30 protein-coding genes are annotated in these 21582 nt (G+C 63.3%); 12 read left to right on the top strand and 18 right to left on the bottom strand.

What is annotated here, in order from left to right; translation table 11 throughout:
* Positions 1–8: 8 nt before the first annotated feature.
* From DENOEST_RS00295 to DENOEST_RS00275, 5 genes are all read right to left on the bottom strand, one after another.
* On the bottom strand, positions 9–401 hold the full coding sequence (locus DENOEST_RS00295; RefSeq protein WP_145770262.1) for a head decoration protein: 393 nt from the start codon (positions 399–401) through the stop codon (positions 9–11).
* A gap of 229 nt (positions 402–630) precedes the next feature.
* Complete coding sequence (locus DENOEST_RS20025; protein WP_232096540.1) at positions 631–1440, bottom strand: S49 family peptidase; 810 nt, start codon at positions 1438–1440, stop codon at positions 631–633.
* A gap of 130 nt (positions 1441–1570) precedes the next feature.
* Positions 1571–3157, bottom strand: a complete 1587-nt coding sequence (locus DENOEST_RS00285) for a phage portal protein (RefSeq protein WP_197970464.1) — start codon at positions 3155–3157, stop codon at positions 1571–1573.
* Complete coding sequence (locus tag DENOEST_RS00280) at positions 3157–3369, bottom strand: phage head-tail joining protein (protein WP_145770265.1); 213 nt, start codon at positions 3367–3369, stop codon at positions 3157–3159. Before DENOEST_RS00280 ends, DENOEST_RS00285 begins: the two co-directional genes overlap by 1 nt.
* A 35-nt stretch (positions 3370–3404) precedes the next feature.
* Positions 3405–5261 (bottom strand): phage terminase large subunit family protein, encoded by a 1857-nt coding sequence (locus tag DENOEST_RS00275; protein ID WP_197970463.1) that lies wholly within the window; start codon positions 5259–5261, stop codon positions 3405–3407.
* Positions 5262–5356: 95 nt separating this feature from the next.
* Between DENOEST_RS00275 and kleA the strand changes: the two genes are divergently transcribed.
* The 11 genes from kleA (at position 5357) to DENOEST_RS00220 (ending at position 11761) form a co-directional block, all read left to right on the top strand.
* The gene (gene kleA, locus DENOEST_RS00270; protein ID WP_145770266.1) at positions 5357–5575 is read left to right on the top strand and encodes a stable inheritance protein KleA; all 219 of its coding nucleotides are present in this window, start codon (positions 5357–5359) and stop codon (positions 5573–5575) included.
* A 105-nt stretch (positions 5576–5680) separates the two neighbouring features.
* Positions 5681–5920, top strand: a complete 240-nt coding sequence (locus DENOEST_RS00265; protein WP_145770267.1) for a DUF6900 domain-containing protein — start codon at positions 5681–5683, stop codon at positions 5918–5920.
* Positions 5921–5946: 26 nt separating this feature from the next.
* Complete coding sequence (locus tag DENOEST_RS00260) at positions 5947–6552, top strand: DUF3489 domain-containing protein (protein ID WP_197970462.1); 606 nt, start codon at positions 5947–5949, stop codon at positions 6550–6552.
* A complete protein-coding gene (locus tag DENOEST_RS00255; protein ID WP_145770268.1) occupies positions 6549–6755 on the top strand; it encodes a hypothetical protein in 207 nt (68 codons plus the stop codon). The genes DENOEST_RS00260 and DENOEST_RS00255 overlap by 4 nt, the downstream gene beginning before the upstream one ends.
* Positions 6733–7296, top strand: coding sequence for a hypothetical protein (locus tag DENOEST_RS00250; RefSeq protein WP_183148179.1), 564 nt, complete (start codon positions 6733–6735; stop codon positions 7294–7296). The genes DENOEST_RS00255 and DENOEST_RS00250 overlap by 23 nt, the downstream gene beginning before the upstream one ends.
* 180 nt (positions 7297–7476) lie before the next feature.
* On the top strand, positions 7477–7653 hold the full coding sequence (locus DENOEST_RS00245; protein ID WP_197970461.1) for a hypothetical protein: 177 nt from the start codon (positions 7477–7479) through the stop codon (positions 7651–7653).
* Between the two features lie 301 nt (positions 7654–7954).
* On the top strand, positions 7955–9199 hold the full coding sequence (locus DENOEST_RS00240) for a tyrosine-type recombinase/integrase (RefSeq protein ID WP_145770271.1): 1245 nt from the start codon (positions 7955–7957) through the stop codon (positions 9197–9199).
* An 8-nt stretch (positions 9200–9207) separates the two neighbouring features.
* The gene (locus tag DENOEST_RS00235; protein ID WP_228022090.1) at positions 9208–10107 is read left to right on the top strand and encodes a tyrosine-type recombinase/integrase; all 900 of its coding nucleotides are present in this window, start codon (positions 9208–9210) and stop codon (positions 10105–10107) included.
* The gene (locus tag DENOEST_RS00230; RefSeq protein WP_145770273.1) at positions 10104–11099 is read left to right on the top strand and encodes a tyrosine-type recombinase/integrase; all 996 of its coding nucleotides are present in this window, start codon (positions 10104–10106) and stop codon (positions 11097–11099) included. The genes DENOEST_RS00235 and DENOEST_RS00230 overlap by 4 nt, the downstream gene beginning before the upstream one ends.
* A 100-nt stretch (positions 11100–11199) precedes the next feature.
* The gene (locus tag DENOEST_RS00225) at positions 11200–11544 is read left to right on the top strand and encodes a hypothetical protein (RefSeq protein ID WP_232096402.1); all 345 of its coding nucleotides are present in this window, start codon (positions 11200–11202) and stop codon (positions 11542–11544) included.
* Between the two features lie 10 nt (positions 11545–11554).
* Positions 11555–11761: a hypothetical protein gene (locus DENOEST_RS00220; RefSeq protein WP_145770274.1), complete on the top strand. Its 207-nt coding sequence runs from the start codon at positions 11555–11557 to the stop codon at positions 11759–11761.
* Here the strand turns inward: DENOEST_RS00220 and DENOEST_RS00215 are convergent.
* A complete protein-coding gene (locus DENOEST_RS00215) occupies positions 11737–11994 on the bottom strand; it encodes a DUF7220 family protein (protein ID WP_232096401.1) in 258 nt (85 codons plus the stop codon). The two genes, DENOEST_RS00220 and DENOEST_RS00215, sit on opposite strands and share 25 nt — an antisense overlap.
* Before the next feature lie 55 nt (positions 11995–12049).
* Here DENOEST_RS00215 and DENOEST_RS00210 point away from each other — a divergent pair, with 55 nt between their 5' ends.
* Positions 12050–12745, top strand: a complete 696-nt coding sequence (locus DENOEST_RS00210) for a nuclease-related domain-containing protein (RefSeq protein ID WP_145770275.1) — start codon at positions 12050–12052, stop codon at positions 12743–12745.
* 124 nt (positions 12746–12869) lie between these two features.
* On the opposite strand, the gene DENOEST_RS00205 is transcribed toward DENOEST_RS00210, so the two are convergent.
* The 12 genes from DENOEST_RS00205 to DENOEST_RS19850 form a co-directional block, all read right to left on the bottom strand.
* The gene (locus DENOEST_RS00205; protein ID WP_197970460.1) at positions 12870–14003 is read right to left on the bottom strand and encodes a site-specific DNA-methyltransferase; all 1134 of its coding nucleotides are present in this window, start codon (positions 14001–14003) and stop codon (positions 12870–12872) included.
* Positions 13984–15408, bottom strand: coding sequence for a site-specific DNA-methyltransferase (locus tag DENOEST_RS00200; protein ID WP_145770277.1), 1425 nt, complete (start codon positions 15406–15408; stop codon positions 13984–13986). The genes DENOEST_RS00205 and DENOEST_RS00200 overlap by 20 nt, the downstream gene beginning before the upstream one ends.
* Entirely contained in the window at positions 15405–15965 is a 561-nt protein-coding gene (locus DENOEST_RS00195; RefSeq protein ID WP_145770278.1) for a hypothetical protein, read from the bottom strand. Before DENOEST_RS00195 ends, DENOEST_RS00200 begins: the two co-directional genes overlap by 4 nt.
* A 195-nt stretch (positions 15966–16160) precedes the next feature.
* Positions 16161–16739 carry a hypothetical protein gene (locus tag DENOEST_RS00190; protein WP_145770279.1) on the bottom strand — a complete coding sequence of 193 codons (579 nt, stop codon included), beginning with the start codon at positions 16737–16739 and terminating at the stop codon, positions 16161–16163.
* Complete coding sequence (locus tag DENOEST_RS00185; RefSeq protein WP_145770280.1) at positions 16726–16929, bottom strand: hypothetical protein; 204 nt, start codon at positions 16927–16929, stop codon at positions 16726–16728. The genes DENOEST_RS00190 and DENOEST_RS00185 overlap by 14 nt, the downstream gene beginning before the upstream one ends.
* A gap of 159 nt (positions 16930–17088) precedes the next feature.
* Complete coding sequence (locus tag DENOEST_RS00180; RefSeq protein WP_145770281.1) at positions 17089–17379, bottom strand: helix-turn-helix domain-containing protein; 291 nt, start codon at positions 17377–17379, stop codon at positions 17089–17091.
* The gene (locus tag DENOEST_RS00175; RefSeq protein WP_145770282.1) at positions 17372–17695 is read right to left on the bottom strand and encodes a type II toxin-antitoxin system RelE/ParE family toxin; all 324 of its coding nucleotides are present in this window, start codon (positions 17693–17695) and stop codon (positions 17372–17374) included. Before DENOEST_RS00175 ends, DENOEST_RS00180 begins: the two co-directional genes overlap by 8 nt.
* A 7-nt stretch (positions 17696–17702) precedes the next feature.
* Positions 17703–18287: a hypothetical protein gene (locus DENOEST_RS00170; protein ID WP_145770283.1), complete on the bottom strand. Its 585-nt coding sequence runs from the start codon at positions 18285–18287 to the stop codon at positions 17703–17705.
* On the bottom strand, positions 18284–18646 hold the full coding sequence (locus DENOEST_RS00165) for a hypothetical protein (protein WP_183148178.1): 363 nt from the start codon (positions 18644–18646) through the stop codon (positions 18284–18286). The genes DENOEST_RS00170 and DENOEST_RS00165 overlap by 4 nt, the downstream gene beginning before the upstream one ends.
* Positions 18643–19116, bottom strand: a complete 474-nt coding sequence (locus DENOEST_RS00160; RefSeq protein ID WP_145770285.1) for a crossover junction endodeoxyribonuclease RuvC — start codon at positions 19114–19116, stop codon at positions 18643–18645. Before DENOEST_RS00160 ends, DENOEST_RS00165 begins: the two co-directional genes overlap by 4 nt.
* 137 nt (positions 19117–19253) lie before the next feature.
* Complete coding sequence (locus DENOEST_RS19855; RefSeq protein WP_197970459.1) at positions 19254–20459, bottom strand: phage/plasmid primase, P4 family; 1206 nt, start codon at positions 20457–20459, stop codon at positions 19254–19256.
* The gene (locus DENOEST_RS19850) at positions 20446–21579 is read right to left on the bottom strand and encodes a hypothetical protein (protein WP_197970458.1); all 1134 of its coding nucleotides are present in this window, start codon (positions 21577–21579) and stop codon (positions 20446–20448) included. Before DENOEST_RS19850 ends, DENOEST_RS19855 begins: the two co-directional genes overlap by 14 nt.
* Between the last annotated feature and the right edge of the window lie 3 nt (positions 21580–21582).

The raw sequence follows: 21582 nt of genomic DNA, 5'->3' as shown, positions 1-21582 counted from the left end.
ACTCCTTATCAAGCGACCGGACGCACGACGATGCCGTGGGCAGCCAGTTGCTGGTGTTTGAGGGATTGGGCGGCGGCGTCTGCCACGGTGGCATCGAAAGCCAGCGCACGGTCAGCGACGATCACCTGCCCGCGCGCAAGCACAACGGCCTGAGTGTCGGTGTCGCTGACGGCGACCGGGTGCAGCAGCACGGCCGAAGCAATCTCGGCGCCTTCGATGCCTGTGGTCGATGCCGCAGGCGAAAACGCATAGACGCCCGTGGCGGTGATGCGACCGAGCACGGCACCCAGCGGATAAGCGGCGCCAGCCTTCAGGGTGACGGTCTCGCGGGTGTAGTCCGGGTCGGACTCGCGCTTGATGAGGTCACCCAGCGTCGATGGGGAAATCAAAGGTGTGCTCATTTACGGGCTCCATAGGCTTGGGCCGCTTTGACCAAGGGGCTGTCAGCGACGGATTGGGGTTTGGTAGAGGCAGGTGCCGGGGCCTCGGCCACGATGTCTTGCGCCACATCCCGCTCGGCAGCCTGCTTCAGCACCGACTGGCGCAGCGCGTCCGGGGTGACACCGCGCGCCAGGGCCTGGGCCGGATCGACGGTGACCCCGAGGCGTTTGGCCTGGGCGGCGATCTCGGTCAGCTCGGCAAGTTGGCGGCGCAGTCGCTGCTCAACTTGAGCAGTGATGGCCGCTTCATCGAGCGGCGGCGGGTTTGCGGTGACTGCGCCGGGGTCGGGGCTGTGTTCTCTTGGGCGTCATCCACCGGCGTGACGAGGTTGTGATCATTCATGGAGATCTCCTGCTGGGAAAGTTGGGATCGAGGGGTAGTGCGTGCAGCCGACAGCGCAGCGGCCTTGTTGCGCAGGCTGCGGCCGGCAGACAACGCCAGCTGGCGTTGCAGGGCGGTCAGCGCCTCGCGGGTGGTGCCGAGCTGATCGGCGAGGCCTGCCTGGATGGCTGCCTCACCGCGATAGACACGGGCTTCGGTGGCGCGCACCACCTCTGGCGTCAGGCGCCGAAACCCGGCGACCAGCGCGATGAACTGGTCGTGCAGCTGATCGATGTCGGTCTGGATGTCAGCGGCGACTGGTGCCGGCAGCGGCGCGTGCGGATGGCCATCGACCTTGTGGGCGCCAGCGTGCAGGAAGGTGTAGGTCATCCCGGCTTTGGCGTCGGCCACTGACTCATCAACGTGTACCGCCACCACGCCAATCGAGCCCACCTCGGCGGTGCGGGTGAGCCACAGTCGGTCAGCGGCACAGGCAATGGCGTAGGCCGCCGACAGCGCCGCCTCATCGGCGATGGCCCAGAGCGGCTTGCCCGAGGTCTGTGCCAGGGTGCGTAATCGCTGCGCCAGATCGAACACCCCACCCGCCTCACCGCCACTGGAGTCGATCTCCAGCAGGACGGCGCGGACCTGCGGGTCGGTAAAGGCCGCTTCGGCCATGGCCTCGATCTCGTGATAACTGGTGAGGCCACTGGCTGCACCGATATAGGAAGAGCGACGCACCAGGGTGCCGAGGATCGGGATGATGGCGATGCCCTCCAGGTTCTGGAGGCCACCAGTCATGCCGGCATCAACAGTGGCCGGCGGTGGCGTGGCCAGGATGTCGCCCGCGAGCTTTCTGGCCACCACCCCGAGGATCACTTCGAGTTTCGGGCGCGCAATCAGGAGCGGCGTCCCGTATAGGCGGGACGCCAGGTAAGGCAAATCGGTCATGGGGATTCCTCAGTTCGAGGGAGCGGGGCTGGCGGCGGAACCGGTACAGGCTTGCACCCAAAGAGAGCCCCAGGCTGTCCTCACGCCGATGGTCACCAGCAATCTCGGCATCGACCATCGCGGCATCAAAGCCCCGTTCGGCAATCGCCTGGGTACGCGACTTGAGTCCGGCCTCGATGGCATTGATCTCGGCGCGGATGTCTTTCAAGGGATCGACCCAATCCCAGCGCGGGGGCAGCCAGCTGCAGTCCAGGTAGTCGGCGCGGCGTTGCTCGTAGTCCGGAAGATCAAGGGAGCCCGAGAGCACCGCCGTGTCCATCCAGCGCGCCCACACCGCCCGGCACAGCTGAAACACCAGCACCGAGTGCTGGAAGGCTTCGATGCGGCGGCGAAACTCCAAGAGCGCCGCTCGGGTGTTCGAGTAGTTGGCCTTCAACATATCGGCCGACAGGTTGGCGTAGGGCAACCCCAGGGCGCCAGCGACCTGCAAGAGCGTCCGGTACTGGAAGCTCTCGTAGTTGCCACCGACATCGGCCGGGGTCGAGAAGGTGATGTCCTCGCCGTCATCCAGGATCTGGAGTTGCCCGGGTTCGAGCGGCAGCAGCGGTTCGCCCCGGTCATCGGTTTCATTGCTGTTGTCGAAGTCACGCTCGGGCCGACGCACGAAGCCGACGAACATCGCCGCGACCTTCTTGCGGTCGAGTTCGGCATCGTCGTACTGGTCGAGCAAGAACAGCTTCACCAGCGCCGGCGAGAAGCGCGACACGCCGCGCAGTTGCCCGGCATCGACCGGATCAACAATGTGCAGCACCGACTCAGCCGGCACCCGCACGGTCTCCCCCGCCAGTCCCGGATCGGTGATGTCACCCGGGTGGCGGCGCAGGAAGTGGTAGGCCACGCGCCGGCCGATGCGGTCGAACTCGATGCCTTGGCGGATGCGGTGACCGTTCTCCAGCAACTGGTTGTGGTTCAAGGGCAGCATCTCGGCCGGCAGCATCTGCAACTGCAGTGGCACGGACAAACCATCCTCGGGCCGGCGTGGTCGGATGCGGAAGAACACTTCGCCGGCGATGAACAGTTCCCGAGCGGCCCGACGTTGCTGGCCATAGAAATCCGTCAGCCCTTCGGCATCCGACTCGTCCGTCCAGCGCAGCCACAGGCGCTGCACCCGATCCTTGAGCACTGCATCACCGATCCCCGACGAGGGTTTGATGCCGGTGCCTACCGCATTGCCGGCCCAGGACTCGACTGCATTGGCGGCGTAGCCGTTGTTGCGGATCAGGTACCGGGCACGCGCGGTCATATCGGCGCCGGCGGCTTGGATCAGCGTATTGACGTGGGCACGGCTGGCGTGAAACGTTTTGAGGCGTCGCGCGGACAGTCCGCCCTCGAAGCCGCCCACCATGGCACCGACCTTGCGGCGCAGGTTCTTGAGCATCCCCATCACAACCCCTTCCCGGCATAAGCGCGGATGCGCCGGGCACGCGGGCGGCCTTCTGCCTTGGCGATCTCACGTTCCAGATCCCCCAGGGCCGACTGCAGCTCGGCGTCCGACTTGTAGGTGACCCACTTGTCGCCGGCCTTCACAGTAAGCACGCCGTTGAAGCGGGCGGCCTGCAGGGCTTCCCGCTGGGCCTTGAGTTGGTCGAGGGTCATGGACAGCACTCCCGGCCAGCGGGAGGCTGGCGGTATCAGAGGTAAGTGGAAGAAATCGCCATGCGCCGACGGCGCGGGCTGGCGGTCATCGGGGCCGAAACAGGTGTGCTCTTGCCTTGGCGACTGGTCGGCACCGGCGGCAGCGCCTCGACCCGCTTGTTCAAATTCAGTCCCATCGACAGCAGGCCGTGCAATGCCGCGTAGGCGTACACCCGGCAATCGAGCGCTTCGTTGCGCCGGCCATCCGGTTTCCACCAAAAACGATGCGGGAAACCCTTCACGTAGCGGGTGCGAATCCGCTCGGCAGTCAGCTGCTCGAAATACTGCGCATCCCGATCCAGTGGGAAATGCATCGCACCAGCCCCGGCGTCTGACTTCTTCAAGCGGGCGTAGATCGCTTCCTTGGCGGCATCGACCCCCACCGTGAACAGATTGACCTTGCCCTTGTTGGCCTTGCTCGGGCGCTTGGGCCAGATCGGGCGTTTGCCCGAGCCACCCTTGATCGCCCAGATACGTTTACGCTCCCGGCTCTTGCAGAAGGCGTAGGCCGCCAGCGTGTGGTGGCCACCGGTGTCGAGGCAGGCCGCTTCGATGGTCAGGCCATTGGCCAGCGTTTCATGCTCGAAGCGGTTGCCCAGATAGGCGTCGAGTTGCGCCCAGGTGTCCGGTGCGGACGGGTCGCCCCACAGCACCTTGTAGTCGATGGACCACGACTCCTCGTCCCGGCCCCAGCCAACCACCTCCAACTCCAGGCGGTCGTCCTGCACGTCGATTCCGCAGGTCAGCAGCGCGACCTCAGCAGGAATCGCTGGGCCGTAGGCTTCACGACGTTCCATCAAGCCTTCGGCGTCCAAGGTCTCACCCTCCCGGTCTTCCCAGGTCTCGGCCAGTTTGGTATTCACCCACACCTTCAATCTGACGGGGTCTTCCTTGGCCGCGTGATGCTCTTGGGCAATCTCGCCCCAGGTGAGCCAGGGGCTATATAGGCTGGAGAGATGGAAGCCCACCGTCTTGCCATCGCCTTGCGATTTGGCGGTCCAGCGGCCATTGGCGAGCAGCGCCGGCTTGCGGTACTCGGGGTGAATGCCGTCGCAGTGCGGGCAGTGCCAGGCGGCCTCGCTCATCTTGCCGGTCGGCCATTGGATGTCGCGCCACTGGATCTGGCTGTGCGCCCCGCAGTGATCGCAGGGCACTTCGAACACCCGCTGGTCCGATTCCAGGTAAGCGGCTTCGATGCGCGAGAAACCCTTCAGGGTCGGGGTTGAGCACAGATAGACCTTGCGATTGACAAAGGTGGCGGCCCGCTGCACGGCCAGTGCCACCGGATCGCCTTCGCCATCGGCGTCGCCCGGGTAGCCATCCACCTCATCGAGAAACAGGTAGCGCACCGGCATCGAGCGCAGGCCCACCGCTGAGTTGGCGCCGGTCATGATCAGCACGCCACCGGGGAATTCCTTCATCAGCTGGGTGTTGCCGGAATCCCGGCTTCTCGGGTCTTTGACGCGGCTGGCGAGTTCGGGACTCGCTTCGATCAGCGCATCCACCCGCTGCTTGGAGACGCGCTTGGCGCCTTCCACCGTGGGCTGCACCAGCAGCATCGGCCCCGGTGCGTGGTGGATGACGTAGCCCAGCCAGTTCAATCCGGCTTCGGTCTTGCCGATTTGCGCCCCGGCCATCAGCACTACGCGCTCGAAGCGGGAGGTGGCCGACAGCGTTTCCATCACCGCCTTGAGATACGGCGTGCGGCTGGTCGACCAGCGTCCCGGCTCGGCGGAAGCCACCGAGGAGAGCATCCGGTGGCGGTTGGCCCAGTCATCGACGGTGAGGATGGGGTCAGGCGCGAGCCCTCGTTTCCAGGCCGATTCAACAGCCGATTCAGCAGTGTCGAACACAAGCCACTCCGATGCGAAATAGATGGACCGAACGCTTGGCTTCAATCGGCAACAGCGCGTTCATACGGATGTCATCAACACCCACGGAGCACGCCATGAACACCGCCAACACCACCCGCCTGAACTGGATCGATCAGCTGCCCGAAGTGGGCACCCCCATCCTTCGTCAGCGCGACGACCTCCTCACCTTGCTCGCGCAGATCGATGCCCTGCAGGAGATCGCCGAGCGTCGGCGCCAAGCCCTCGAGGAAGAAATCGCCACGCTGTGGCTGCCTGCCGAGATTGATCTGGCCAAGCGCCGGATCGCCGCCTGAGCAAATCGGCCAACCAGGTGCAGAAAGATCAAACCGGCGCTTGGCTTACCTCTTGAACAGCGCGTTACTACAAGCACAGCAACGCACCCCCGAAGGAGAACCACGATGCGCAAAACCGCCAACAAGACCGCCAACAAGACCGCCACCCGAGCCGCCCAGCAACTCGACCAGCTGCTCGCCCGGATCGTCCTGGACCACCTCTTCATCGAGACACTGAAAACCCGCAACAGCGACAGCTTGGACTTCCACGACGTCAGCGTCTGGGGCGTCAAGAGCGCCCTGATGGCCGCCTACCAGGCCGGCCTGGCCGCAGGACAAAACGCCGCCGCCGAGCAAACCGCTTAACCACCCTCATCACAAGGAGCACAACCATGTCCGCACAAACCGCCCCGATCACCGAACGCCAACTGGACCTCATCACCCGCGCGCATTGCGACGCCAATGGCCTGATCGAGCCGCTGCTCGAGCTCAAGGGCGGCGCCAAACTCAAGATGATCGCCAGCCTCGCGCAGCGCGGATTGATCGAGCAGGCTGACGGCCAGTGGCGCATCACGGGTGCCGCCATCGCGATCATCAAGGGCGAGGCCCAGCCGGAAGATGTCCTGCCGCCCATGAGCGCAACGGCTGTCGCTGCGCCACCCCTGGCCGACGATCCGGAACTGGAAGCCGCAGTCGCCGCCGCCGAAGCCAGCTGGCAGCAGGTTCAACCCGCCAGCACCCTTGACTCGCCCAAGCGTGGCCCGGGCAACAGCAAGCAGGCGCTGGTGATCGAGATGTTGAAGCGCCCCGAGGGCGCCACCATCGCGCAGATCAGCGAGGCCACCGGCTGGCAAGCCCACACTGTGCGCGGCACCTTTGCCGGCGCGCTCAAGAAGAAGCTGGGCCTGAATATCGTCTCCGAGAAGATCGAAGGCCCCGCCGGCACGCCGGGTGCAGGACAGCGCCTCTACCGCATCGCAGAGGAAGCCACCGCGTGAGCACGCAACCCGACGCTCCAATCCCTGCAGACCTGTTGCCCGCGTTGCTGGAGGCCTGCCGGGAGATCGCCCGGATGAAGCATCCGAGCATCGAGCACCTGCTGCGCCACCGGGGCTTTGGTTTCGAGGCCGACCGCATCGCTGATCTGGTGCTGGCGATTGAAGCCCTTGATGCCCTTGATGCCCAGCACGATGGAGATTGAGCTTGGCTTCCCTGGCAACCAGCGCGTGAATGCTGTTGTCACCAACAGCCAACCAAAGGCCCCCACCATGACCACCACCAACCACACCCCGATCCGTGCCCGCTTTGCCCGCAAGCCCTACAGCTTGGACGAAGTGCTGCACAACGCCGACCCCAGTGCACCGCTTGAGCCCATCGAGATCGAGTTGCACAAGGAACTGACCGAGGCTGAATACGACGCCTTCGCCAACACGCTGCTGCAGGATCGGGACTGGCTGGCTGGACTCGGCGGTCACACGGCAGGACGCCGGCGCGTGGTGGCTGTCAGCGCGCCGAATCGCCGGATGCTCTTTGTCGATCCATCGGGCAGCCGCTACGGGCGCTACGTTGGCATTGCCGAAGCGACGCCAGTCACCGATGACGACCAGGCCGGCGCGATTGGCTGGCTGATCGACAACCGTCGCCCAGATGTGTCGCGGGAGCAGGCGATCCGCACCCTGCGCCGGGCGCTGGCGGGCGATCCCTCCGCCCTGCGCATCCTCGACAGACTGGCCGACAAGTGATCAAAAAATGATCAATGAATCGCTTGGCTTCAGTGGCCCGAAGCGCGTTCATACAGGTGCCGCAACGATCAACTGAGAAGGAGAGCACACCATGAACACCCCCGCGAATTTCAGACCCTGCACGCCGAACACCGCGCCCGCGAGGTTCTGGCCCAGGCCCGATCCACCCTGGAGCGGGCCTTGCGCGAACTGGATCGCTACACCAACCGGTTCGAGGAAGCCGAGTCGCTGCGCGACAAGGCCGATGTGATGAACTGGACCTTGAACGAACTCGCCTGCAACATCACCCCGAACCTGCGCCTGGACCTGATCGCCAGCGCCCAGGCGGAACTGGTGCGCGCCGACACGATGGAATAAGGAACCCCGAGTCAAGCGCAAAAAAGATCGAACAGGCGCTTGGCTTCCATCTCGAACAGCGCGTTACTACGGGTGTCGCAACGATCAACCACCAGGAGCCAGAGATGAACACCACCACCCAAATCCCCGCCACCCAGAACGACGCCTTTATGTGGAGCGAATTGTTATGCGGAGCCCAGGGCCGTGGGACTGCCGATGGTCTTTGCCAAGGGTGATTTGGCGCTGATTTCCAGCGTCTGGTGCTCCGCATAATTTACGGTCTCTCCTTGATGCCATGGTGGCATCGTAGAGGAGAACCGAAATGACAAAGACCAAACACAGCGTACCGGCGGCGTGTTCAGACCCCGGCCCACTGAACCCGTTGTTACAGCAATTCGAGAAGCACCTGAAAACCCTGGGTTACTCGCCCCACCAGACCTTGAGAGTGAACCTGTCCGCCGTCAGCCACTTTGTGTGCTGGCTGAATAAGGCAGGCATCGACCTCAGCGAGGTGAACGAGACTGTCATTGAACAGTTTGCTTGCCATCAGTGCCAGAGTACGGCGAGGTGGTGGCATGGAGGGCCTGAACAAAGATATCTGGCACGTATTCGTCGATTCCTTCGTTTCGTGGCCGTTGGCAGAATCGTCCGCTCAGGCGCAGCACTCTCGCCGCCAGAGGTCGACGCCCGAGTTGCCGAATTCCAGAACTGGCTTCGAGTCCACCGTGGAGTCTCCGAACGTACCATCAATTCCCATGGCCTTCTGGTTATGCGAATGATGCCAACACTCGGCACCGAGCCTGCTGACTACAACGCACAGTGCATTCGCCAGGTCATACTGGATGAGGCTCAGAAATGCTCCCGTGCCTATCTTACGAAGATGAGAACAGCGCTGCGAGGCTATCTCAGATTTCTGATTGCACGAGGTGAATGTAAACCATGGCTGGATCAAGCCGTACCCGTCTTCGCGCACTGGCAGTTGTCCTCTCTGCCACGCTACTTGTCCGACTCGGACATTGAGCGAGTTATTGCAGCGTGTGAAACGGGAACACCGCACGGAATTCGTGACAAGGCCATTATTCTGCTCCTTGCCCGACTTGGGCTCCGTGGCGGCGACATCCTTACCATGCGCCTCTGCGACATCGAGTGGGCACAGGGATCGTTGCGGGTCAGAGGCAAGGGGCGTAGAGAAGTGCGGCTGCCACTGCCTCAAGACGCCGGCGATGTACTGCTGACGTACATCGATCAGGTCAGACCGTTCGCTGACTCCGATCGGATGTTCTTGCGACTGCAGGCTCCCTATCGGCCATTCGCGAAATCTTGTGCTGTCTCGCAGATTGTTCAGCGTGCCCTTGAGCGAGCAGGCATCGCAGATGCCCCTTCGCGAGGCGCAAATTTGTTACGCCATTCTGCAGCTACCAGTTTGCTGCGCTCCGGGGCCAGTCTCGATTCTGTTGGAGCAGTGTTGCGGCATCAATCACCCGACACCACCGCGCACTATGCCAAGGTCGATGTCCAGATGCTGCGTGAGATCGCCCAGCCATGGCCGGGAGGTGCATCATGTTGAGATCCGACATGGAGCGCTATATCCAGCTACGGCGGAGCGCTGGCTTCAAGATGGCAAACGAATCGCTGATGCTGAGCGGCTTTGTTGCTACTGCCGAAAAGCATGGTGATCAACACATTCGTATCGACCGAGTGCTGACGTGGGCGGGCCAAGCACCGTCCTCAGCACAGCGGTACCGGCGTCTCAACGTCATCCGGCACTTTGCGCAAGCACTTCAGGCTGAAGATGATCGGCACCAGGTGCCACCACGTACTGCGTTTGGCAACTCCAGGAATCGACGACCGCCGCCCTATATCTTCAGCCAAGAGGAGATTGCCAAACTCATTGAAGCTGCCGGTCAGTTGAAACCGACTGGCTCTGTCCGGCCGATGATGTTTGCGACGCTATTTGGACTTCTGGCTGCGACAGGCTTGCGCATCTCGGAAGCCTTGAGGTTACGGTTGCAGGACATTACCGTCGATGGCTTGATGATCCTGGAAACGAAATTCAACAAGAGTCGGTTGGTTCCGCTGCACGACACCGTCCGCGCTGCATTGGAGCGGTATCTCGTGGTGCGCACACGCACTGCGACGAGCACTGATGCTTTGTTTGTCGGCATCAATGGGAAAGCGCCTGGCTACAGGGGTGTGAAGGATGTGTTCGTTCGTCTGGTCACTGTTATGGGGCTGCAACAGGCCCGAAATGGCGGTCTTCCCCACATCCACGATCTTCGGCACACACTGGCCGTTCGTAGTCTGGAACAATTCCGTGGAGACCGAAATGCCATTTCTCGCCATATGACGGCATTGAGCACCTACCTTGGGCACACCAAAGTAACGGACACCTACTGGTACCTTGAGGCAACGCCGGTCTTGCTTGGGCAAATTGCTGAAGCAGCAGAAACTCTGCATAGGGAGCAAGACCTATGAACGATCTCGCCACCCATCTCAGCGGTTTCCTCCGGGAGCATCTTCCTGCGGAACGCAATGCCAGCCAGCACACCTGTGAAGCGTACGCCTATAGCTTCCAGCTGCTGGTGGAATTCGCAGCCGGCAGGCTGAAATGCAAACCGTCACAACTGACCCTTGATCAAATCGATGCTTCAATGATCATGACGTTTCTTGAGCACATAGAGGCCAAGCGAGGCAACTGCGCACGCACCAGAAACGCGCGTTTGGCCGCCATCAAATCGTTCTTCCGTTACCTCGAATACCGGCTTCCTGCCTATCTCGACCAGTCGCGGCAGATTCACGCTATCCCGATGAAAAAGACCGATCAAACGCTGATCGACTATCTGACGCGAGAGGAACTGAAGGCTTTGCTCGACTCACCCGACCCGCATTCGCAATCTGGCATCCGAGACCGGGCAATGTTGCATCTGGCCTATGCCTGTGGGCTGCGCGTTGCAGAGCTGGTTTCTCTTCGGCTCGATCAGTTCGATCCGCGAACGCCTGCGACGATACACATCGTGGGCAAGGGTCGGCGTGAGCGAGTCCTGCCGTTGTGGAAGGAAACCGTCACTGTCCTCAAGGATTGGCTGAATGTTCGCTGCCAGACGGGCGATTCGGAATTGTTCCTAAACGCCAATGGACGGGCCATGACGAGATCCGGGTTCGAGTACATCTTGGCCAAGCATGTCTCTCATGCGGCAAAGCAACAGCCACTACTCGCCGAAAAACGGGTCTCGCCGCACGTGCTGCGCCATACATGTGCCATGCACACCTTGCAGGCCACGGGTGATGTTCGCAAGGTCTCACTCTGGTTGGGACATGCCAGCATGCAAAGTACCGAGATGTATCTCCGTGCTGATCCAACGGAAAAACTGGAAGCGCTGGCAAGCCGTGCTCCACCCGGGTTGCAACGCGGACGATTCCGAGCCCCCGATAAGCTGATGGCAATGCTGCAAGCTGTTTCGCGCTAAAACGTTATGCGGAGTGTCGCGATCGGCTGCACGCTGTAGCGGCGACACTGCTGTCACGGACTCCGCATAACAATTCGCTCCACATAAAGGTGTTTATGCGGTGCTCCGCATAAACGCCTGGGGCTTTTACGGCACGATGAACGAGCAGGCCGAAGCCGCCTGGCCGCTGGCCATGACTGCGATCTCGGACGCCACCTGCCAGCCGCTCGAGTCGGTCCGCACCTTTCTTGACAGCCGCCACGGGCGCCACTTTGCTGACGACGTGCAAAACGGCCTCTACGCCGGCGACGCCTTGGCTGACGCCATCAAAGCCGCCACCCAGCGTTGGATGGGCTGGACGATTGGTCGAACAACCAGCAAACAGTACGGCATCCCCAAGGGCCTGCCTTACCTGACGGGCTTCGTGATCCACTGCGAGATCGTCGAAGAGTCTCTGGCGGCGTGAGGAGCACAACGTGGCCGCCCTCTCCACCACCCCACAACTCGAAGCCAACTACGACCAGTTCATCGCCGAACTGACGGCACTCACCCGCAGGTACGGCGTTGCGATCCAGTCAGTCGGCGGAGTCATCCTGGCTGATGCACCCGGTGAATTCAGCCATGTCAGCTATGTTGCCGACATCAGCAGCGGCGATCTTTATCCGGAGTTTCCGGACAGCTGACGAATACGGAAGGCCTCGAACGCGCGGCGCAGCACGTAGCTACGGACCAGCGACACGGCCGTGAAAATCAGGCCGATCAGCAAGTTCTCCTGCAGCGTGGCGTGCAGACCGAAGAGCGGAAAAACCGCCCATTGGGTTGCTACCGCCACGCCATAGCCGACCAGCACATTGGTCACGGCTTCCACCAGCGACATCCAGCGTGACTGCTTCATCCCTGCATCCCGGTTGTTCATTCAGTCCCTATCGGTGGCATCATCGACCCGTCATAAGAAGCAAACGGGAGAGCAAATGTCATTGCTGTCGGTATTCAAAGGCTGGCTGGGAGAAGCGCAGGGAGCGGTGGCGCACACACTGTTCCTGGACGACAAGATCTATCACTCGATCAACAACGTGACGATTCCGGCGGCCAACGGCACCACGCAAATCGATCACGTCATCGTCTCGCGCTTCGGTCTTTTTGTCGTCGAGGCCAAGAACATGAAAGGCTGGATCTTCGGCGACGAGCACAGCAAGCAGTGGACCCAGAGCCTCTTCGGCAAAAAGCATCGCTTCCAGAACCCGTTGCACCAGAATTACCGGCACTCCAAGGCGCTGGCAGACTTCCTGGGGATCGATCACGACAAACTGCATTCGGTGGTGATGTTCTGGGGTGAGGCTGAACTGAAAACCCCGATGCCGCCGAACGTGATGACCAAGGGCTACGCGACCTACATCAAGAGCAAGCAGACCGTGCTGTTCTCGGATGAGGAAGTCGCCCAGTTGATCGAGGCGCTGCGCACCGGGATGTTGCCCAAGACCTGGGCCACCCGAAACGCCCACATCGCGTCACTGCAACAACGCCACAGCAGCACGACAACCTGCCCGAAATGCGGTGGGTCACTGATTCAGCGCACAGCCAAATCAGGCCCCAATGCAGGACGCCCCTTCCTCGGTTGCGCCAACTTCCCCAAGTGCCGCCACACCGCTGCCGTCACTGAGGCGTGACGATTCGCCGGGGTCAGCGCCGACCAGCTCATCGAAGCGGACGCCATCCGATTCCCGTACCGCCTGCGCCCCGGCGTACTCCTGCCAGCGGCGAACAATCACATCCACGTACTTGGGATCGAGCTCAATCAGCCGTGCCTGACGCCCCGATTTCTCGGCGGCGATCAGCGTTGTACCGGAGCCCCGAAGGGTCGAGCACCACATCGCTCGGGCGACTGGAGTTGCGGATGGCGCGCTCGACCAGTTCCACCGGCTTCATCGTCGGGTGCAGGTCGTTGACGCGCGGCTTGTTGAAGTGCCACACATCCCCCTGGTCGCGGTCGCCACACCAGTGGCGGGTCGCGCCCTCGGGCCAGCCGTAGAGGATGGGCTCGTACTGGCGCTGGTAGTCCGAGCGCCCCAGGGTAAAGGTGTTCTTGGCCCAGATGATGAAGGTCGACCACTTGCCGCCGGCAGCACGGAAGGCGAACTGCAGGGTGTCGAGTTCCGACGAGGACATGGCGATGTAGATCGCCCCCTGGCAGTGCGCGATCATTGGCGTCAGCGCCGCCTTGAGGAAGGGTTCGAAGTCCTCGCCCAGGTTGTCGTTCAAGATCGGGCGGTTGGTGCCGCGCATCTTGTCCTTGGCGCTGTTGGCGTAGTTGACCCCATAGGGCGGATCAGTGAAGGTCATCGCTGCCTTCTCGCCAGCCATCAGCAGGGTGTAACTGGCGGCGTCGGTGCTGTCACCACACAGCAGCCGGTGCTGCCCCATGATCCAGACATCGCCAGGCTTGGACACCGGCGTGATCGGCACCTCGGGCGCAGCATCCTCGTCGGTATTGCCCTCGGTGGTGGTTTCCTCGCCGGCCATGATTTCCAGCAACTCGTCGGCATCGAAGCCAGTAAGTGCCAGGTCGAAGTCGGCCTCCTGCAGCTCAGCCAGCTCCAGACGCAACAGTTCCTCGTCCCACCCGGCGTTCTCCGCGATCTTGTTGTCGGCGATCACCAGGGCCCGACGCTGGGTCGGTGTCAGGTGCTCCAGCACCACCACCGGCACGCTAGCCAACCCCAGCTTGCGCGCCGCCGCCAAACGCCCGTGACCGGCCACGATCACGCCGTCCGACCCGGCCAGAATTGGCGCGGTAAAGCCGAATTCGGCGATGCTCGCCGCGATCTGGGCGATTTGGGCCTCGGAGTGGGTGCGGGCATTTCGGATATAGGGCAACAGGCGCTCGATGGGCCAATGCTCCAGTTTGTCAGCGAGCCAGGCTTGCATCGGTGTTCTCCAGTCGTTCTGATTCGACCTCGGCGAAGGTCTGTCCGGTGGCCCGCAAGGTCACCGGGATGTCGGGGTGGTTCTGTTGGAAGCGCTTGACCGCCACGTCGGTGTAGGACGGGGCGAGTTCGATGGCACGGGCCACGCGATTCGTCTTCTGGGCGGCCAGGATCGTGGTACCGGAGCCGCCGAAGGGCTCGAAGACAACATCACCCGGGTCCGAGTACGCCAGCAAGATGTGCTCGGGCAGGGCCACCGGAAACACCGCCGGATGATCAATGTCCCGGCCGATCTTGCCCTTGTGGCGCATCACGCGAATCACGCTGTCCGGGATGCGGTAGTCCTGGGTAGGCTGCCCGGCATGGGTCCAGCCACCGACTTCACCATCCTTGCCGCGCATCGCCGTCGATGATCCGTCGGCGCGCAGGTGCAATTCCTGTCCGGCGTGCTTGCACGGCACGATCTTGTTGGGCTTTCGGCTTTCGCGGTTGAAGTGGAAGACAAACTCGAAGCTGGGGGCCAGGCGTCCGGCCCAGTCGCCAGGCATCCCCGGCCCCTGGTCCCAGACGTACCAGCCAAAGCGTCGCCAGCCTTGAGTGCGCATCCAACTGATCCAGCCATCCCAATACGGGATCACTTCGTTGTCGCGGTGGATCAGACCCAGATTCACCAGCACCTGGCCGTCGTCGGCCATCGGCAGGTGGGCGAAGACGCCGCGCATCAGCGCATCCCAATCGGCGATGCCCTGGGTGTAGTTGCGCTGCTGACCGTAGGGTGGGCTGGTGAAGCACAGGCGAGCCTGGTCGCCCGCCATCAGCGCAGCGACCACGGCCGGGTCGGTCGAGTCGCCGCAGACGAGGCGGTGCGCACCCAGTTGCCAGATGTCGCCGGCTCGGCTGACCGGGGTGGCCGGCACATCCGGAATGTCCTCATCCTCGGGTTCGCCAATGGGCGCAGCCTCATCGGCACGCTCGGCCTCTTCGATATCGCCGAGCAGGTCGGCCAGTTCTTCATCGCTGAATCCGGTCAATGCCAGATCAAAGCCGGCCGCTGACAGGTCAGCCAACTCGACGGCGAGCAGTTCCTGATCCCATCCGGCCTGCAGCGCCAGCTGGTTATCCGCCAGGATGTAGGCGCGGCGCTGGGTGGCTGTGAGATGGTCGAGCACCACCACGGGCACGGCATCCAGATGGAGCTTTCTGGCGGCAGCCAGGCGACCGTGACCCGCGAGAATGCCACCGTCTTCCGACACCAGGAGCGGCGCGGTAAAGCCAAACTCGACGATGCTGGCGGCGATCTGCGCCACCTGAGCGTCGGAGTGGGTGCGGGCATTTCTCTGGTAGGGCTTGAGCCGATCCAGTGGCCACATCTCGATACGACTGGCCATGGCAGGGGTGACGGTCATCGTGAGAGTTCCTCCAGGGCTTCGCGGATCGCCTCCATCAGCAGGTCTTCCACCACGCGCTGGTCGGGCTGTGCGACCACGGCCGCCACGATTTGCGGGGCGAGCTTGCGAGGGATTTGCTGGATGCGGTCGCGCAGCAGCCGCGCGAGGTTGAAGTGCTTGACCTTCACCTCGTCGGCGTTGAGCAGCTTGCCCGTGCGTTCTTCGAATTCGAGTTTGGCCAGGCGCGCGGCATAGGCCTCGCGTATGGCGCGACTGGTCTGGTAGTCAGGCGCGGCAGCCCGGGTTTCCAGCGGCGCTTGCACCTCACGAGTGGAAACTGGTGCCGTGGAAACCGGGGTGGAAACAGGTGGGGTTGCCACCTTGGCCGCAGGCTTCGGGGCGCCAGTATTGAGGTTCTGTGACGGCAGCGTGTTTCGCGCCCATTGGGCGTCGGCCTTGACCGGGTCAATGGTGCCGTCGGGTTCTTTGCTGATGCGCCCGGCCTGGATGGCCTTGGCCACAGCGGTGTGGCTCACGCCACGGTGTTGGGCATAGGCCCGGATGGACAGTCCCATCGCATTCCTCCGGGCCGGGCGGGTCAATCAATCGTCAGGGGTGGATCACCTCGGCGTGGAAACGGGTGGAAACCTGGGTGGCAACTGGCAACCTCTTTTGTCGCTGGCGCTAGGCAAGCCGGGTGGTTGGCGCGTCCCCCGCTTTTGAGATCGCCCGGGAGGACCCGTCAGATGTGTCAGATACGTCAGCCGCGATCACGGGGCCTTCGCCAGTTCTTCTCGCAGTGCCCGTTCCATTTGCCGGTAGTACTCCTTCAGGGCCACGCTCCTGACCGTCTCGGCCATGCCGAAACGCGGCTGCACCTTGATCTGGGTCTTGGGCCGCAGCAGGTACAAGGCCAGGATGCGTCGCTCGTCCCGGCGCTCGAACACCATCCCCGCCCGGTAGAACACGGTGGGCTTGTTCTTGGCCTGGTCGAGCCACTGGCTCTTGGGGATCACCCGGGTCTGTGCCATCTCGCGCAACCGCCCGGCCGGAATGGGTCGCGCATCGGGATGGCTGCCGCCGGACTCCTGTGCCGCCATGAAGCGGTCGCGCGACCAGACCTCAGCCATCAGGGTGCGCGGCTTGGCCAGCGTGACGCCAATGCCCCGGCTGATCCACGGGCGGCGCAGGTTGAAGCGCTCGGGTAGACCGTCGCGCACCGCATCACGGGCGTCGAACGCCGTGCGGGTCAGGGCCTTGGCAGCGGCGTTCGGGATGTGCCGCTGTGCCAGATCCGAGAGGTGCTCGGTGGCCTTGGCCACGTCTGCGGTGACGTCAAGTTTCAGCATCGGCGGACTTCCGGCGGCGAGGAGTGGATGGCGCTTCGGTATTTGCAACAGGCTCGGCAGCGATGCCGGCTTGCTGCGCCAGGATCTGTTCGGCCGTGGCCGCATCGACCTCGACCGTCAGGCCAGTGACGAACGAGCGCGTGCCGCCATCGTCGGTGATGACTACCGGGCGGGTGATGAGGAGTTTCATGGGGGAGTCTCCAAGGCTGGGCAGAGAGGCGAACGCCAGGCCCAGAAACGACAACGCCCACGCGGGGTTTCCGGTGGGCGCAGCTATCAGCAGTACGGGATTACTGTACCTTGTGGGGGGCCAGCATTCAAGTAGGTTTGTTGTCGACCCGCAAAATTTTCACGCGTGAATGGCCGATAGCGCGTCGGGGTTGGCTTCGACGATCTTGAGCAAGGCGCGAGCCGGCCCGGCAGGACGCACTCGGCGCTGCTCCCAGTTCTGAAGTGTCTTGGGCTTGACGCCAATCAGGTAGGCAAACCGACTCTGCGAAAGCCCCGTGCGCTCACGGATCGCCTTGACATCGGGCTCGGGAAACTCCTGCACACGCACACCGGCCACGGCCTCACCACGCATATGGCGGCCCATGTCACGTACGCTGCTCAGCAACTCATCGAACTGTTTGTCATTCATCTCGTATCTCCGCTTGCATCACTTCAGCCAACCGCCGCAGCTGATCCGGCGTCAGGTTCGCACTGACATTCTTCGCGTAGGCGTAGATCAGATAGCACTGCGCCTTGCTGACCCAGTGGTAGTAGATCACCCGGGCACCGCCACGCTTGCCTCGACCAGGCAGCGGAACACGCAGCTTGCGCAAACCCCGACCACCGGGGATCAAGTCACCGGCGGCAGGGTTTTCCAGCAAGGTGTTCTGCAACTCGGCCATATCCTCATCCGAGAACAGTTCGGCTGCACAGCGGACGAAGATCGGGAGTTCCACAAAGACCATGGTCACATTATCCGCTAGAAGCGGATACCTGTGCAAATGGCTTTCGACTGCCTGAGCGCTCATAGCCGTAGTACCGAGCCAGCACGCCAAGGGCTGCTACCAGATAGCCCTTGGCCTCATCCCGATCCTGCCGACGACCGTTCCAGCCTTCACGCTGAGCCCAATCCCGGATCGACATCTGCAGCCCAGCCACATACCACAGCGCCGATCCGGCTGGAGAGCCGCTGCCACCCACCGCCTCCAGCGCATCCCGTACTACCCGGGCAGCGCCAGCGTTTTTCTCGACCATCATCTGGCCGGGTGCGGTGCCACCCGGCAGGCCGTCGAGCTTGGGGCTGGCGACACCACTGCCGAACGCCCGAGCAAAGTCCTGCGAGAACTGTTGCCCCGCGTCGTGCATGGCACCGGTGATGCTGCCGTTCTTGAGCATCAGCGCCAGCGTGTCCACCGTGCGGTAGTGGTCGACGGGCTTGCGGTCATCGTCTTCCTCGCGGACGTAGCGGATCACGCTGCCATCCGGGCGGATGTGCTCCTCGCCGATGCGGGGTTTCTTCTCGGCCCTGGCTTGGGCGCGTTGGGTTTTCTTGGTCATGACCGTCCCTCCCCAAGTTGCCCGAGGGTGGCCAGTGCGCCATCGCGGTCACGCTGCACGGTGACCGATTTGGCCGTGGTCGCCACCACCGTCCAGGTCTCGCCATCACCCCGGTCGATCACCTCGCCCTCGGCCCAAGGTGTGCTCTTGCGGGAAGCCGCAGTGCGGGCACCGTAGAGCTTGGAGGCGATGCCGGACAGGAACGCCCGATCCCACTCGTCGTAGATGTCCTCCAGCGGCACGACCACAATGCCCTGTTTGTGCCAGGCGGCGGCGCGCATCGCCCGGAGCTCTTCGGCGTTGGCCGGTGACTGCGGTGCCATTCTGCCCAGTGGGCAGGGAATCGAGGGTGTGCTCATGCGCATGCCACACCTCCTTGGGCCATCGCCCAGTCCAGCAGCGCCAGCGCATCGGCGTGGTTGTCGTCGACCGGGTCATGGCCACGCGCCTTGGCCGCCGCGATCATCTCGGCCTTGCCGGCATTGCCCTTGCCAGTGGCGTGCTTCTTGATCGTGCCCACCGGCACGCCCTGGTACGGGATCTGGTGGTGTTCGCACCAAGCGGTCAGGTGCGCCATGAAGCCGCCGTAGGCGTGGGCCGCATCGACACCGGCGTGTTTACGCACCTCCTCGAACACCACCCAGTCGAGCCCGTCGGCGCACTGCTTGATGTCGGTGAGCCAGCGCTTGAAGCGCAGGTATCTCATCCCGCCGCCTTCAAACCGCTGCGGCTTGAAGGATTCGCTGCCGCCGCTGATGAGTCCGTCGCGGGCAGAAACTGCCCACCCAAGTTGTGTGCCCAGATCAAGGGCCAAAATCGTTGTCGTCATGTTCGTCAGTCCTGTGTTTTGGGCGGTCTGACGGATCGGACAGGTCTGCCGGTTACCCTCTTCACGCGTGCGCGCGTGTAGGCGTAAATCAGTGAGTCTGTCCGATCCGTCAGAACCGCGTCGATTCATGGTTCGGGTCAGTTGTCGGCATAGGGCGTAAAGCGGTCCTTCGGGGTCTCCTTGAGGCCCACCCCCTGGAATCCCCGCAGGCCCATGCCGTTGCGCCACTTCTCCAGGCCTCGGGTGAGCAGCAGATCGGCAAAGCGCTTTTGCGAGCCGACGAACTCCCCGGCCGCCTCCGCCCACTGCTTCCAGTCGCTGAACAGCTCAGCGGTCAGCGACTTGGCATTGGGGTGGCGCACGCAGCATTCCTCGAGCCAGCGGCCCAGCGCGTCTTCCGCTTCGAAGTACTCGTCCGTCGCATCCAGCACCGATTGAGGCTGGCGCAGCCCTTCGCGCTGCCAGGCCAGGCACCCTTCGACGCCCCAGCTGAAGATGCCGTTGGCCTCGGCCAGCAACTTGGTCTGCAGCTGCTTGTCGCGCTTTTCCGGGGGCACGGTGATCGTGAAGGGGATCAGGTGCAGACGCCGGCGCATCGCCTCATCGATGTTGCGGATGGCCGGCTTGTGGTTGCCGGCGATCACCAACTTGAACTGCGGCACGTAGGTGAAGAAGTCCTGGCGCATGAAGCGTGCAGAGACTCGGTCGCCGCCGGTGATCTCCTTGATCTTCGACTCGTTCCAGCGCCGACCCTGCTCGGTCTCGGTGGCACCGACAAAGCGCGAACCCCGCAATCCCGCTAGATCGGTCGGATGCCGATCCCCGCGTGTTTCCATGAAGGTGTCCATGGGGGCGTTGGCGGCATAGTCCCCGAGCAGGGTGAAGAGCGTGTTCACGAACACCGACTTGCCGTTGGCGCCGGTGCCGTAGAGGAAGAACAAGGCGTGCTCACTGGTCGCCCCGGTCAGGCAGTAGCCAAACACCCGCTGCAGGTAGGACTGCAGCTCAGCATCGCCGCCGGTGACCTGATCCAGAAACCGCATCCAGTTGGGGCAGCTGCTGCCCGGCACCAGGGTGGCCGCAGCAATCTTGGTCATCCGGTCGGCACGGTCGTGCGGGCGCATCCGGCCGGTGCGCAGATCCACCACGCCACCCGGCGTGTTGATGAGCCAGATGTCCGCATCCCACTCGTCGGTGGTCGCCGCGTGCCGGCGGTCGGTGCGGGCCAGACGTTCCACCCCGCCCACGGTGCTGCTGGCGGCGAGCTTGGCTGCCACCTTGCTGCTGTCTGCGCGGACTGCTGCGTGGCGACAGACGTGACGGATCAGGTCAGTCGCCGCCAAGGTCTCCTCGGCCCGCCAGCGCTGCCCATCCCACATCAGCCATTTGCCCCAGGCCGCGATAGCGCCAGTCGCGCTGGTAGCGCCGGGTAAAACTCACCGCCAGGGCATCCTCCGTGCCCCAGACCGTGGCATCGCTGTCGTGAGACTCGTCATGGTCGGCAGCATCGAAGTGAGCCGATGGCGCCTGGTCGTCATCGAAGGGCTGCACCGTGATACGCGGCCCGGTGGCAAGGAAGCCCGCCACATCGAAGCCTTCACCCAATGCATCCGCCGCATCCCAGCCTTCCGACTTGGCGTCCGGCGGCAGCAGGATGGCGCAGGAGGTGGCCCCCGCCATGAGCACCGCTTGCGAAGCGGCCTCGGCATACCCGAATCCCGGTTTGTCCCGGTCGGGCCAGATGAGCACGGCTTTGCCCGCCAGCGGTGACCAGTCCGTCTTGTCGACCGGCGCGTTGGCGCCGTGCATTGCCGTGGTGGCCACAATGCCAGCTTCGATCAAGGCCTGCGCGCACTTCTCGCCCTCGACCAAGATCACCTGTTCGGCAGCAACGATGCCCGGCTGGTTGTAGAGCGGACGCGGCTCGGGTGGGGCCATCTTGCGGCGCTTGGCATCCCAGGGGCGGAACTCCTTCCTGCCCGGTGCCGGGTCGTAGCGATACACACAGGCGATCAGGTTGCCGGCAGCATCCAGGTAGTCCCACTTAGCCGTGGCCGGACCCAGTTCATCGACCGGGGCTTCCGCCTTCTTGCGCTTCGGGGGATGGTTGGTGGCTCGCCCCACCAGTTGCCCGGCGATCTCCAGAACCCTGGCGAAGTCTGCCTGGGTGTCGAGCCCATAGTGGGCAGCGATCAGATCAAAGATGTCACCGCCTTCACCCGTGGCATGGTCGTGCCACAGACCAGCGGTTTCCCCCTTGAGCGACACCTCCAGGCTGTCGCCAGGACTGCCCAGCACATCACCGACCAGGTATTTCTGGCCGCGCTTCTTGCCGGCCGGCAGCAGCGTCATCAGCACCGACTCCAGCCGCGCCAGCAGATCGGCACGGATGGCGTCGCGTTGTTGGTTGAGGTCACCACCAACAGGGAAGGCCTGCGGCGGCACCGAATTGAAATCAAGCATGGA

This window comes from Denitratisoma oestradiolicum (genome assembly GCF_902813185.1).
GTDB lineage: Bacteria > Pseudomonadota > Gammaproteobacteria > Burkholderiales > Rhodocyclaceae > Denitratisoma > Denitratisoma oestradiolicum.
The sequence above is the reverse complement of the archived record's forward strand: the minus strand, read 5'-3'. Positions and strand labels throughout refer to the sequence as shown.